A 14,315-nucleotide genomic window follows, 5' to 3' on the forward strand; every position below is an offset into this window, starting at 1 on the left:
TATGAGACCAATTGCAGAAGCATATAAAGACTTTCCTATACTACATAAAGAGCATAATGGGCACCGCGTTATCTATTTAGATAGCGGTGCTACTGCACAAATTCCACAATCCGTAATTGATCGTGTTGTGGAACATATGACACAACGTAATGGTAATCCACATCGTGGCTCTCATATTTTAGCTATTGAAGCATCTGAAGACTATGAAAATGCACGTGATCGCGTAGTTGAATTTATCAATGCTCGTGAGCGTGAAGAAGTTGTATTTACACGTAATAGTACAGAATCTATGAACTTGATTGCTCATAGCTATGGTCTTCATAATGTGAAGAAAGGTAACAAGATTGTCATTACTGTTGCGGAACATCATGCCAATCTTGTAACATGGCAATATGTAGCAGAACAAACAGGGGCAACCTTAGAATATATGTACCTTGATGAACATGGGCATTTAAAAGATGGTGAAATCAATAAAATTGATGAGAACACTAAAATTGTTGCCTTTGCTCATGTTAGTAATGTGCTTGGTATGGAATTCCCTGTAAAAGAATTAACTGAAAAAGCGCATTCCGTAGGTGCTGTAGTAGTTCTCGATGGTGCTCAATCTACACCTCATAAAAAAATTGATGTTCAAGAATTAGACTGCGATTTCTTCGTATTCTCTGGTCATAAAATGTGTGCATCTCAAGGTATTGGTGTACTTTATGGTAAACGTGAGTTATTAGAAGCGATGCCACCTTTCCTATTGGGTGGGGATATGATTGAATATGTAAAAGAACAAACTACTACATTCAATGAGCTTCCATATAAGTTTGAAGCAGGTACACCAAATGCTGATGGCGCCGTTTCCTTACATGCGGCAATTGATTATTTAGAATCATTTGGCATGGATGCTATTAAAGCTTATGAAGAGGAACTAGTAGCATATATTCTTCCTAAAATTGTTGCATTACCACATGTTCATGTGATTGGTTCTCAAAATCCTAAGGAAAAACATGGTGTAATTGCATTCACTGTAGATGATGTACATCCTCATGATGTAGCTACGATTTTGGACTCTAAAGGCATTTGTGTTCGTTCTGGACACCATTGTGCACAACCATTAGGTGCATTCTACAATGTATCTGCATCTACTCGTCTAAGCATGTACTTATATACTCGTAAGGAAGATTTAGATGCATTCTTAGAAGTATTGAAGACTGTTCGTTCAGTAATGGGTTTTAAAGATTAGGAGATTTACCATCAATGGAAATGGATCAATTATATACAGAACTTATTTTGGAACATAACCAAGATAAGCGTAATAAACATGAGTTAGCTCATTTTACAAATTCTGAACATGGCCATAACCCTAGTTGTGGTGATGATCTAACATTACAACTCAACGTAGAAGATGGCATTATTAAAGATGCTGCTTATACAGGCTCTGGCTGCGCTATCAGTCAAGCGTCTGCATCTATGATGATTGATATCATTAAGGGGAAATCTGTTGAGGAAGCTCTTCGTTTGGTAGAAATTTTCTTAGGTATGATCAAAAAAGAAATTACCGATGAAAATGAGTTAGAAGAATTAGAAGATGCTATGGCATTGCAAAATATTTCTAACATGCCAGCACGTGTTAAGTGTGCGGTTCTTGCATGGCATACATTAAAAGAGGCTTTAAAGAAATAATATGAAGAAAACAATATTATTTGATTTAGATGGAACTTTAACAGATTCTCAAGAAGGTATTCTTAAAAGTGTTAAATTTGCATTGGAACATTTTGGCTATGATGTTCCTGATGAAGAAACATTGCAATTATTTTTAGGACCACCATTGGTAGATGCTTTTCAAGAGCATTGTGGCATGACCTTTGACCAAGCGGAAGAAACGTACTTTAAATTCCGCGAACGATATGGTACAATCGGCAAATTTGAAAATCAAGTGTATCCGAATATTGTAGACTTGTTGGCTAAATGCAAAACAGAACAATATACTATTGCCGTTGCTACAGCAAAGCCTGAGCATTATGCTAAGGATATTTTAGATCACTTTGAATTAACATCTTACTTTGATGTAATTGTGGGTGCTAATTATGAAAGCGGTTTATTGCATAAGAAAGAGATTCTTGAAAAAGCTCTTAAACTTTGTGGAAATCCTTTAACTGATGAAAATGGTCGTCGTTTGGCCTTTATGGTAGGCGATCGTAAGTATGATGTAGAGGCAGCTAACGAACTTGGTTGTATTTCTATCGGTGTTACTTATGGTTATGGTACAGAAGCTGAACTAAAAGAAGCCGATGCAGAGTACATCTGTGATGATGTTGATGAAATTGCTGATGTTCTCGATCTTGAAGAAATGATGGTTCGTAGATAAGCTATTATAAATAAAATATTAACCTTAAAAAGGCTAGAGGGATTTCCTCTAGCCTTTTTGTATCTATCTAATAAAAGGACTAACCAATAAGGTTAGTCCTTTGTACTATTTTTTTAGGCCGCTTTTTTTAGCTAATGTTTTGATAACCTTAGCACTTTGTTTTTTCAATTTGCCGCCTGTTTGTTTGAGTTGAATACGTGTACGAGAAACACGACCAAGTGTAGTAATCTTTGTTTTACGACGTGGCTTCATATCGCGTTCGTTACCAAAGTCGCCACGTTGTACACTTGTTGCTTTTACCTTTTCTGCTCTGAAAGATTTACGCAACGCTTTCATAATTAATGTGAGCGGTAAGGATTGCTCAAAAGAATACAAATCAACAGCCACATAACCTAGAGCAGGATACGTGTGCAATGTAAAGTGAAAGCCTGGTGCAACAGATAGGAGGGCGATCTCCTCGTCCATAACTTGACAACTGATTTCATCAACATCAAGGTCAGCTAAATCAAATGCGGTTGCTACACTTTCTTGTACAGCTGTAGCGGATGAGATTGCATCTTCATCGCAGGAATATAAATCAATTAACAGTTCTTGTCCTAATGCTTCTGCCATAACAACACCTTCTTTCATAAAAATATATCTTATTTATTATACCCATAATTTAAGATTAAGTCCAATTATAGGGGGATGTATTAAAAGGTCAAATGTATAGTATAGAAATTTGACCTTTATATTGACTAAAGTCAAAAAGTCAAATATAATAGAAATATGTAAAAAGCAAATAGTCAAAATATATATTAAATAAAATGTTAAAGAGGTGTTTTTTATGAGTATGATAGCTGATAAAATAGAAAAGTTTATATTGGATCGTATGCGTGAAGAACAAGAGAAATTAATTTTAAAGCGTAACGAATTAGCTGATGAGTTAGATTGTGCACCTTCGCAAATTAGTTATGTTTTAAGTACGCGATTTTCCAATGAGCGTGGGTTTGATGTTGAATCAAGACGTGGATTAGGTGGATATATTCGAATCACAAAATTAAATCCAGAAAGTTCTGATTCTCTACCAGCTGTAACAACCTATCGTATTTATGAAGGTCAAAATACAGTAGATCGTTTAATTGATATAAAAGATGTAGACCAATCATTATTTCAATTAATACAAGCAGAAAAAATTACTCGTCGTGAGGCTCAATTGATGCATAATTCTTTTGCTATATTGATTGAAAATACTGATATTGAACATCGAAATAATGCAATTCGTGAGCTATACGCAACAATGGTGGATACACTACGGAAGGAGTGATGATCAGTGATATGTGATCATTGCCATAAAAATGAAGCTACTATCCATATGACAAATATTGTAAATAATCAGAAAACGGAACAACATTTGTGCAATACTTGTGCTACAGCACTACAACAAGAGGGAAAATTATCTCCCTATAGTTCCTTTATGAATGATATGTGGGATGATAGCTTTTTTACCAATGATTTCTTTAAAAATATGGTCTATCCTGATAATTTATTAAAATCTCATCAATCTAAACGGTGTCCTCAATGTGGTATTACTTATGATGAGTTTAATCGGGTAGGCAAGTTTGGTTGTGATAGATGCTATGAAACCTTTGCTAGTGAAATAAAACCGTTATTACAACGTTTGCAAGGTAGTTCTGAATATGAAGGGTCAGTTCCTAGTCATGGTAATAATGTGTTTAAAGCTAAGTATGAAGTTAAACAATTGCGTAATCAATTAGAGATGGCAATTCAAGCAGAGAAATTTGAAGATGCAGCTATCTTAAGAGATAAAATAAAAGAATTAGAAGCCATCATTGGTGGCAATAAAGAATAGGAGGTTCTTATTATGTTAGATACTATATTAGACTCTCCTTTAAGTTCATGGCTACAACTCGATACGGACGCAACGGATCATATTGTGATTTCTAGTCGCATTCGTCTGGCTAGAAACTTTGACGGGATATTATTTACAAATCGTAATGATATGTCATCGTTAGAAAAAGTAAATACTATTTCCAGAGGCTTACTTCAACCTTTAAAAGAAGCAGATGGACATCAATACTCCAATATCAATCTTGAGCAATTAAGTGAGCGTGAACGGGCCATATTGGTTGAAAAACATTTGATGAGCCCTGCTTTAGAGGAAAAACTACCGTACCGCAACTTAGTGGTTTCTGACGATGCATCAATTGTGATTATGGTAAATGAAGAAGATCATTTGCGAATTCAATCTATGGTTTCTGGATTGAGATTAGAAGTAGCTTATGAACGTATATTAAAAATCGATAAGGCTATTGAAGGAAAATATCCATATGCCTTTGATGAACGATTTGGTTATTTAACGGCTTGTCCAACTAATGTCGGTACAGGTTTACGAGCATCTGTAATGTTACATTTACCAGCCTTGACTATATCTGGAAAAATTACACGCCTTATTCGTAGTATCATTCAGTTGGGCTACTCTGTGCGTGGATTATATGGTGAAGGTTCAGAAGCATTAGGAAATATATATCAAATTTCTAACCAACGTACCATGGGTACTAGTGAAGAAGATACAATAGAACAATTAACAAAGATTGTAGAAGGGATTATTGCAGAAGAGCGAAAATCTCGTCAGTTATTATTACATAATGATAAAGAAGGCTTAGAAGATGTGTTATGGCGCTCCTATGGAGTCCTACAGAATGCACGCCGTGTAAATGGTAAAGAGGCCTTAACAAAGCTTAGTGATATCCAGTTAGGCGTTGACTTAAATATTTTACCTCAATGGGGTAAGGATTCCTTTAATGAGTTGATTGCTATAACTAGACCTAATTTCCTTTCAAAGTATGCAGGAAATGATAATCTAACAGATATCGAGCGTGATAGCTATCGGGCAAAGGTAATCCGTCTAAAGCTTTCACATTAACAGCTATTCCAATGGTATAGCCTACCATTGTTTACATATATTTGAAGAGAAATAATTACAATTTACATAGATAGATGAGGTGATAGTATGATGCAACGATTTACAGATGATGCACAGCGTGTTCTTTCCTTTGCTCAAGAAGCCGCATTGGAGTTGGGACATGACTATGTAGGCACTGAACATGTACTCATCGGCCTGACAAAGGTTAAAAATGGTGTTGCTGCTAAGGCCTTAGAAGAGCTTGGTATTGTTACAGAAGATATTTTTGAAGCTGTAGAAGAGCAAGTGGGCCGCGGTAATAAAAAAGCAACATCTATATATATGACGCCACGTGTTAAGAATGTACTTGAGTTAGCTGTTCAAGTAGCTAATCGCATGAATCATAATTACGTTGGTACTGAGCATATTCTACTTGGTTTACTCAGCGACGGCGGTGGTGTTGCAGTTGGGATTTTACGGGCTATGAATATTCGTACCGACGATATAGTTGAAGCGATTCGTCATATTCTTGGCTCTAGTACTAATGGTGATCATAGTGGTCAAGAAGGAGCGAATAACAATGGCGACTTAGGTGAATTAACTGATTTTGGTACGGACTTAAATGAGTCCGCAAAACAAGGTAAAATTGATCCTGTTATTGGTCGTGATACAGAAATTCAACGAGTTATTCAAATACTTAGCCGTAGAACTAAAAATAATCCCGTTCTCATTGGTGAACCTGGTGTAGGTAAGACGGCCATTGCTGAAGGCTTGGCGCAACGTATCGTCAACGGTAATGTGCCAGAAATTTTGCGTAATAAACGCATTATTTCCCTTAGCATTAGCTCTATGTTAGCTGGTGCAAAATACCGTGGCGAATTTGAAGAGCGTTTAAAAAAAGCGATTGATGAAGTTCAACAACATGACGATATGATTATCTTCATTGATGAAATTCACACATTAGTTGGAGCAGGTGCCACTGAAGGCGCTATGGATGCGGCAAATATCTTGAAACCAGTTTTGGCACGCGGTGAATTCCAAGTTATTGGCGCTACGACACTTGATGAATATAAAAAGCATATTGAAAAAGATGCTGCCTTAGAGCGTCGTTTCCAACCTGTTCAAGTAGGGGAACCTAATGAAGAGGATGCTCTTGAAATCTTGAGAGGCTTACGAGATCGTTATGAGGCTTTCCATAAGGCTAAAATTACAGATGAAGCATTAAAAGCTGCTGTTACTTTATCTAGTAGATATATTACAGATCGATTTTTGCCGGATAAAGCTATCGATGTGGTTGATGAGGCTGCATCTAAGGTCCGTATGAAGGTATTTTCGGCGGCACCAGATGTTAAAGCTTTAGAGGACAGACTCAATACGGTTAAGAAGGAAAAAGAAGCGGCTGTCACATCACAAGATTTTGAAAAGGCAGCTAAACTTCGTGATGAAGAGCAAGTTCTAGTTAAAGAAATTGATGATAAAAAATCTGTAGCTAAAGAAGAAAGTGATCAAAAATTAATAGTTACAGAAGATGATATTGCTGCCGTAGTAGCTCAATGGACTGGTATTCCAGTTGCAAAAATCGCAGAAGAAGAATCAGAAACCTTGCTTCATTTAGAAGATGAGTTACATAAACGCGTCATCGGTCAAGATGATGCTGTTACAGCTGTAGCAAAAGCTGTGCGCCGTGCAAGGGCTGGATTAAAGGATCCAAAACGTCCAATTGGTTCCTTCTTATTCCTTGGACCAACAGGGGTTGGTAAAACTGAGCTAGCAAGAGCACTTGCATCCTCCTTGTTCGGCGATGAATCTGCTATGATTCGACTTGATATGTCTGAATATATGGAAAAACATACTGTTTCCCGTTTAGTTGGGGCCCCTCCAGGATATGTAGGCTATGAAGAGGGAGGCCAATTGACTGATGCAGTTCGACGTAAACCATATAGCGTTATTTTACTTGACGAAGTAGAAAAGGCTCATGCAGATTTCTTTAATATCCTATTACAAGTTCTTGATGATGGCCGACTTACAGATAGTCAAGGGAGAACCGTAGACTTTAGAAATACGGTTATCATCATGACTAGTAACTTAGGTGCTAAAGCATTACATAAGAACTCTACAGAATTAGGTTTCTTAGCACCGAAAAAAGCAGAATCTCATACTAATGATTCTAAAACCAAAGATTTTAAAGAGGCTAAGAAATCTGTTCTGGATGCTGTAAAACGTCATTTCAGGCCAGAGTTCTTAAATCGTATTGATGAGATGATTGTGTTCCATCCATTAACTGAAGAGGACTTAACAAAAATTGTAACAATTTTAATGAGTGATGTAACAAAGCGTCTTGAAGAATGTGATTTACATTTAGAAATTACACCTGAGGCTATGAAATTGCTCGTTAGAGAAGGTTCCGATTTTACTATGGGTGCTCGGCCTTTGAAACGCGCTATTCAACGCCTAATTGAGGACCCTGTATCCGATCTTATTTTGAAAGGAGAGGCGATAGCAGGAAAAACTATTAAAGCAGATGCAAAGGATAATGATATTGTTGTAACGATTTAATATAAATACAAAATTAATAGTTAATGACTACCTTTCATATAAATTATATGGCTTAAATGGTATACTATAAAATAGTGATAGTTAACCATGTAGTAAAATTATGCATAAAAGGTCATGAATGGTTATCATTCATGACCTTTTTTATCTTATATAAAAGTTTTGAGGTATTATGGCAAAAGCAAAATCAGTATTCTTCTGTCAGAATTGTGGGGCTGAGTCATCTAAATGGATGGGACGTTGTCCACAATGTGGCGAATGGAATACATTAGTTGAAGAGATTATTAAAGAAACTAAACATAGCCGCACACCTTCACGAGGTGTAGGAAACCAAACAACAAAACCAACAGCTTTACCAGATATTGAAATTTCATCTATCGCTCGTGTATCTACTACCTTTGGTGAAATCGACCGCGTATTAGGTGGAGGGATTGTTCCTGGGGCTCTTATGCTCTTAGGTGGTGATCCTGGTATAGGCAAGTCTACACTACTTCTTCAAGTATCCCAAAAGGTGGCTGATACGGTAGGTACTGTACTATATGCATCTGGAGAAGAATCTCAATTACAGCTTAAGCTTCGGGCAGAACGACTTCATATCAATAGTGAGCGACTACAAGTTATTGCTGATACAGATTTAGATCATATCTTAGAGCAAGCTGATGCAATGACGCCTTCTTTGTTAGTTATCGACTCCATTCAAACCATGTATACCGGAGATATCGATGCTGCTCCAGGTAGTGTTAGCCAAGTGCGAGAATGTACTTCGCGCCTTCTTCGCTTCTGTAAAGAACGAAATATTCCAACGGTAATCATTGGACATGTTACCAAGGAAGGCAATATTGCGGGTCCTCGTATGTTAGAACATATGGTGGATGTAGTGCTTTACTTTGAAGGCGAACGGTCTTACCAATTCCGTATTTTGCGCTCTATTAAGAATCGTTTTGGATCTACATCTGAAACAGGTATCTTTGCCATGGTTGAGGAAGGCTTACAAGAGTTATCTAATCCATCAGCTTCTTTATTGGCAGAACGATCTGATGAGGAAAGCGGCAGTGCCGTTATGATTTATCTTGAAGGGGTTCGTCCTATTCTTGTAGAGGTACAAAGCCTTGTTGTTACAACTGCTTTTGGCATGCCGCGACGTACTGCCATAGGTTATGATTTAAATCGTCTAATTGTATTGTTAGCAGTACTAGAAAAACGCTGTGGCTTTACATTGGGCAATAAAGATGTGTATGTTAACGTTATTGGTGGTCTCAAGGTTAATGAGCCAGCATGTGATTTATCTATGGCTGTTGCTATCGTATCTAATCTAAAAAATCGCATTGTTCCTACAGATATGGTCATTTTAGGTGAAGTAGGACTGACTGGTAATGTTCGTAGTATTCCACGTATTGAGCAGCGTATTAATGAAGCAAAGAAATTAGGCTTTAAAAAGTTTATTATTCCTGAAGGCAATTATAAGCAAATCAAGGATAATGATAGTTCTATCAAGATTAGAGGCGTTAAATCTATTCAAGAGGCAATGCAACTGGTATTTTTTTAATTAGGAGGTGATTTGATGATTTATCGGATATTGCGCTATGTAATAGCCATTCTTGTGGGCACAGCGGCCTATGTAGGAATGGATAGCTTAGCACCTATTATCGACCCATATTTGGTCTCTCAATTTGAGTCCTTTGGGGATATGTCATTGACCATTGCACGTATTTCAGTATTAATTCTTGGTACTTTAATAGGCGTTATTATTGGTTATTTAATTTCTTCATTCATTTTAAAACAAGGTTTAGTGATTGCTAAACGATTAGAACGTATTCTCACTCATATTCCAAATCAAGAATTGATTGCAGGCACCATCGGTTTATTATTCGGTCTTATTATTGCAAATTTAATTGGTGTTGCATTCAATCAAGTACCTATCATAGGACCTTATATTCCTATTATATTGAGTGCTATCTTTGGATATAGTGGCCTTAAGATTATGGCTCGTAAAGGTCCTGAAATGTACAATAATTATGTACAACAATGGGGCGGAGATGGAAGTAAAAAAACAAGTCGTTTTAAAATGTTCTCTACTCATAAATCTGATAAAGCTTCTAGTACGCCAAAATTATTAGATACATCTGTTATTATTGATGGACGTATTAAGGAACTATGTAATACAGGTTTTATTGAAGGCCCTCTCATGGTTCCCCTCTTTGTATTGAATGAGTTACAAATTATTTCTGACTCTGCAGATTCTACAAAGCGCAATCGTGGTCGCCGTGGTCTCGATATTTTGAAAGAGATGCAAGATGCCAATAAGGTAGCCATTGAAGTGGTAGAAGACGACTATGATGATCTTACAGAAGTAGATTCTAAATTAATGCGTCTTGCATTGGATAAGCAGTGGAAGTTGATGACTAATGACTTCAACTTAAATAAAGTGGCTCGAGTGCAAGGCATTGAGGTGCTTAATCTGAATGAATTAGCGAATGTACTAAAACCAGCCCTCATTGCAGGCGAATGGATTCGCGTGCAAATTATGAAAGAAGGCAAGGAAGTACACCAAGGTGTTGCTTATCTCGATGATGGTACCATGATTGTTGTTGAAGATGGTAAACCTTATGTGGGCCAAACTGTAGAGGTAATGGTTACATCCATATTACAAACTAGTGCAGGTCGCATGATCTTTGCTCGTGTAGATGGAGGACAAAATGGACAAGGTAATTAGTTGTATTGTTCTCGCCGCTGGAGCAGGGCGTCGCATGGGGTACAAAGAAAATAAGATATTTATCCCTTTGGGACGATTCTCTATCATTCAGCGTACATTGCAAAATGTAGCGAATGTTGATGGCTTGAAAGAGATTATTCTTGTTGTAGCCGAAGGCGAACAAGAATATATGACAAAACATTTACAAGAGTTGGATTTGACTGTTCCCGTTCAGATAGTACTTGGTGGAAAAGAGCGTCAAGACTCTGTAGCATGTGGCTTACAGGCTGTATCAGAGAATACCAATATTGTCCTTGTTCATGATGGAGCGCGACCATTAGCTTCTACAGAAATGTTTAATAATGTTGCTGACGCGGCTAATACCTATGGTGCTGCTACGGTAGGTGTTCCAGCTACGGATACCATTAAACGAGTTGATACAGACCATAATGTTTTAGAAACATTACAGCGTAGTGAGCTATACCAAATTCAAACGCCACAAGGCTTTCAAAAAGAATTATTTGTAGAGGCTCATCAAGCGGCATATGAAACCAAGTATCTTGGTACTGATGATGTATCACTAGTTGAGTATGTAGGTAAGCCTGTACATATAGTTGAAGGGGATTATTGTAATATTAAAGTGACAACACCAAATGATATTGCAGTAGCTAAGCGATATTTAGGAATTGAGGATACACGTATGCGCGTTGGATTTGGTTATGATATTCATCAATTAAAAGCAGGTCGCCCATGTATTCTTGGCGGTGTTCATATCGAATCTGAACTCGGCCCTGATGGTCATTCCGATGCGGATGTTCTCATTCATGCATTGATGGATGCTATGTTAGGTGCTGCAGGGCTACGAGATATTGGCTATTATTTCCCGCCTGAAGATGACCAGTATAAAGGGATTTCTAGCATGCTTTTACTAGAAAAGGTTAATTCCTTATTGAAAGAACGTGGGTTACAAGCCTATAATATAGATATTATGGTTATTTCAGAGACACCTAAGTTAAAACCACACATCGACACGATGAAGTCTAACTTACAATCTGTTTTAGAAATACCATTAGAACGTATTAGTATTAAAGCGACAACAAATGAAATGCTAGGTGCCATCGGGCGCCGTGAAGGCATTGCTGCACAAGCTGTCATTTCTGTATATGAAGGAGAGGTATAATCATGAGTTCCATGAAAGTTCGTTTTGCTCCAAGCCCTACGGGTCCATTCCACATTGGTGGCGCTCGTTCTGCTTTGTTTAACTGGTTGTTAGCACGTAAAGAAAAAGGCACATTTGTATTGCGTATTGAAGATACAGATTTGGCTCGTTCTACCCGTGAAAGTGAAGAAAATATCAAAGCTTCCTTGCAATGGCTTGGCATGAACTGGGATGAAGGCATTGATGTAGGTGGCGATAATGGTCCTTACCGTCAAACAGAACGTCTTGACTTATATAAAGAAGTAACACAACGTTTGTTGGACGAAGGCAAAGCATATGAATGCTATTGCACACCTGAAGAATTAGATGCTGTTCGCCAAGAACAAATGGATCGTGGTGAAACACCTAAATATAATGGCCATTGCCAACATTTAGATGAAGAAACAAAGGCTAAATATATTGCAGAAGGTCGTAAACCAACCATTCGCTTGCGCGTTCCTTTGAATAAAACATATGCTTTCGATGATATGGTACGTGGTCATGTATCCTTTGAATCCAATGGTGTAGGTGACTTTGTAATCGTAAAATCTGATGGTATTCCTGTATATAACTTTGCGGTAGTAATGGATGACCATATGATGGATATTACTCACGTTATTCGTGCAGAAGAACATTTATCTAATACTCCACGTCAAATGGCTATTTATGAAGCACTAGGCTGGGAAGTACCTAAGTTTGGTCACATTTCCTTGATTCTTGGTAAAGATTACAAAAAAATGTCCAAACGCCATGGTGCTACATCTGTTGAACAATACAAACAATTGGGCTATTTGCCAGAAGCACTTGTAAACTTCCTGGCGCTTCTTGGTTGGGCTCCAGAAGGAGAAGAAGAATTTTTCACACAAGATGAATTGATTCAAGCCTTCTCCATGGATCGCGTAGCTAAAAACCCTGCTGTATTCGATATTGATAAATTGAACCATATCAACTTCCACTACATGAAAAACTTAAGCGATGAAGAGCTATTCCATCTTTGCTTGCCTCATTTGAAAGAGGTTGGTTTGGCTCCAGATAGCTTGAATCAAGCGGATATTGATTGGTTGACATTGTTATGCTCTACATTCCGCGACCATATTAGCTATGGTGCTCAAATTAAAGATCATGTAGGCATGTTCATGGGTGAAACTGTATTCCTTGAAGAAGGTCACGAAGAGGAATTGCGTGCTGTATTGAATGAAGAAACAGCACCAACAGTTCTCGGCGCATTCCGCAGTGCATTGGCGGAACTTGATGAAATTACGCCTGACGTTGTAAAAGCAACAATTAAAGCAGTAATGAAAGAAACTGCTTTGAAAGGTAAATTCGTATTCATGCCAATCCGCGTAGCTTTAACTGGTCAAATGCATGGTCCAGATTTGAATAATATTGTTACATTGCTTGGCAAAGAAAAATGCTTACATCGTTTAGATAATGTAAGTGCTTTAACAAAATAGTAATATAAGTTAATTTAAAAGCTCTCATAGCTATGGTTATGAGAGCTTTTTTATGTATATTGAGATTATTCAATAGAAATGCTATAATAATCGGCGTCTTTTATTTTTATTTATTATGAAAGTGAGTGCTTTTATGAGTATTATTCGTTCTCTTAACCACTTATTCAATAGTTATCTTTCATGGATAGTGCTATTGATGGCAGTGTTAGCGTATTTATTACCAACCGTATTTTCTTGGATGACGCCGTACATTGCGTACATGCTACAATTTGTAATGTTTGCCATGGGGTTAACATTAACAGCTCAAGTGTTCCTTGATGTATTTAAGCAACCGATGAAAGTTATCCTCGTATCTGTTATCCAATTTTTATGGATGCCATTAGCAGGTTTCTTGGTAGCCTTAATCTTCAATTTCCCACCAGAAATTGGTATCGGATTCATCTTGTTAGGTGCATGTCCTGGTGGTACTGCTTCTAATGTTATGACATTCCTTGCAAATGGTAACGTTCCGTTATCCGTATCTGCAACGACTGTTTCTACATTATTGGCTCCAGTATTAACACCTTTATTCGTTGTATTGTATGCAGGTGCCACATCTTCTATTGAAATTCAATTCATGCCGATGTTTATTTCTATCGTAAAAATCGTATTGGTACCAATCATCTTAGGTATCGTATTGAATTACTTCATTGGCTCTAAGATCGAACCTGTTAAATCTGTATGCCCTACAATTGCGGCTATTGCAGTATTGTTAATCTTGGCTGCTGTTACTGCGGTGAACCAAAAACAAATTGCTGAAACTGGTTTCATCATTTTCGTAGCGTGCTTAGTACAAAATGTGAGTGGTTATGTAGTAACGTACTTTGTATGTAAAGCGTTAAGCATCGATGTTTCTTCTCGTCGTGCAATGCAAATCGAAGTAGCAATGCAAAACTCCGCATTATCCGTATCCTTAGCACTTAAACACTTCACACCTCAAGCTGCTGTAGCAGGTGCAGTGTTCTCCATCATTCATAACTTTACAGGCTCTATCTTTGCAGGTATTTGCCGTAAACATGATGATCAAGAAAAATTGGAAAATGCTTAATAGTTAATTCCTCATCCTCATCTTTCAAATTTATATCCGAAATATGCATGTTTAATACATTATTTGGATA

General features: G+C 37.4%; 13 protein-coding genes. 12 read left to right on the forward strand and 1 reads right to left on the reverse strand.

Going from position 1 to position 14,315, the window contains the following annotated elements:
- The first annotated feature begins 1 nt into the window (after nt 1).
- The 3 genes from VEIT17_RS04080 to VEIT17_RS04090 are packed head-to-tail and all read left to right on the forward strand — an operon-like array spanning nt 2 to nt 2,356.
- The gene (locus VEIT17_RS04080; RefSeq protein ID WP_178884853.1) at nt 2-1,231 is read left to right on the forward strand and encodes a SufS family cysteine desulfurase; all 1,230 of its coding nucleotides are present in this window, start codon (nt 2-4) and stop codon (nt 1,229-1,231) included.
- A 14-nt stretch (nt 1,232-1,245) separates the two neighbouring features.
- Nucleotides 1,246-1,671 carry a Fe-S cluster assembly sulfur transfer protein SufU gene (sufU, locus tag VEIT17_RS04085; protein WP_024066921.1) on the forward strand — a complete coding sequence of 142 codons (426 nt, stop codon included), beginning with the start codon at nt 1,246-1,248 and terminating at the stop codon, nt 1,669-1,671.
- Nucleotide 1,672: 1 nt separating this feature from the next.
- A complete protein-coding gene (locus VEIT17_RS04090; RefSeq protein WP_178884855.1) occupies nt 1,673-2,356 on the forward strand; it encodes an HAD hydrolase-like protein in 684 nt (227 codons plus the stop codon).
- A gap of 105 nt (nt 2,357-2,461) precedes the next feature.
- Here the strand turns inward: VEIT17_RS04090 and VEIT17_RS04095 are convergent, their stop codons facing one another.
- Nucleotides 2,462-2,968 carry an S-adenosylmethionine decarboxylase family protein gene (locus VEIT17_RS04095; RefSeq protein WP_005386379.1) on the reverse strand — a complete coding sequence of 169 codons (507 nt, stop codon included), beginning with the start codon at nt 2,966-2,968 and terminating at the stop codon, nt 2,462-2,464.
- A 214-nt stretch (nt 2,969-3,182) separates the two neighbouring features.
- On the opposite strand from VEIT17_RS04095, the gene VEIT17_RS04100 reads away from it, so the two are divergent.
- The 9 genes from VEIT17_RS04100 (at nt 3,183) to VEIT17_RS04140 (ending at nt 14,245) form a co-directional block, all read left to right on the forward strand.
- Nucleotides 3,183-3,662, forward strand: a complete 480-nt coding sequence (locus VEIT17_RS04100; protein WP_178884857.1) for a CtsR family transcriptional regulator — start codon at nt 3,183-3,185, stop codon at nt 3,660-3,662.
- Between the two features lie 48 nt (nt 3,663-3,710).
- Complete coding sequence (locus tag VEIT17_RS04105; protein WP_227282940.1) at nt 3,711-4,208, forward strand: UvrB/UvrC motif-containing protein; 498 nt, start codon at nt 3,711-3,713, stop codon at nt 4,206-4,208.
- 12 nt (nt 4,209-4,220) lie between these two features.
- Nucleotides 4,221-5,282, forward strand: a complete 1,062-nt coding sequence (locus VEIT17_RS04110) for a protein arginine kinase (protein ID WP_178884859.1) — start codon at nt 4,221-4,223, stop codon at nt 5,280-5,282.
- 87 nt (nt 5,283-5,369) lie between these two features.
- Nucleotides 5,370-7,817 carry an ATP-dependent Clp protease ATP-binding subunit gene (locus tag VEIT17_RS04115; protein ID WP_024065770.1) on the forward strand — a complete coding sequence of 816 codons (2,448 nt, stop codon included), beginning with the start codon at nt 5,370-5,372 and terminating at the stop codon, nt 7,815-7,817.
- Between the two features lie 169 nt (nt 7,818-7,986).
- On the forward strand, nt 7,987-9,360 hold the full coding sequence (gene radA, locus VEIT17_RS04120) for a DNA repair protein RadA (RefSeq protein WP_178884860.1): 1,374 nt from the start codon (nt 7,987-7,989) through the stop codon (nt 9,358-9,360).
- 15 nt (nt 9,361-9,375) lie between these two features.
- A complete protein-coding gene (locus tag VEIT17_RS04125) occupies nt 9,376-10,527 on the forward strand; it encodes a PIN/TRAM domain-containing protein (protein WP_178884862.1) in 1,152 nt (383 codons plus the stop codon).
- A complete protein-coding gene (gene ispD, locus VEIT17_RS04130; RefSeq protein WP_178884864.1) occupies nt 10,511-11,686 on the forward strand; it encodes a 2-C-methyl-D-erythritol 4-phosphate cytidylyltransferase in 1,176 nt (391 codons plus the stop codon). Before VEIT17_RS04125 ends, ispD begins: the two co-directional genes overlap by 17 nt.
- Nucleotides 11,687-11,688: 2 nt before the next feature.
- Nucleotides 11,689-13,158 carry a glutamate--tRNA ligase gene (gene gltX / locus VEIT17_RS04135; protein WP_178884867.1) on the forward strand — a complete coding sequence of 490 codons (1,470 nt, stop codon included), beginning with the start codon at nt 11,689-11,691 and terminating at the stop codon, nt 13,156-13,158.
- A gap of 133 nt (nt 13,159-13,291) precedes the next feature.
- Nucleotides 13,292-14,245 (forward strand): bile acid:sodium symporter family protein, encoded by a 954-nt coding sequence (locus VEIT17_RS04140; protein ID WP_227282943.1) that lies wholly within the window; start codon nt 13,292-13,294, stop codon nt 14,243-14,245.
- Nucleotides 14,246-14,315: the final 70 nt, after the last annotated feature.

This window comes from Veillonella nakazawae, assembly GCF_013393365.1.
In the GTDB taxonomy this organism is placed as follows: domain Bacteria; phylum Bacillota; class Negativicutes; order Veillonellales; family Veillonellaceae; genus Veillonella; species Veillonella nakazawae.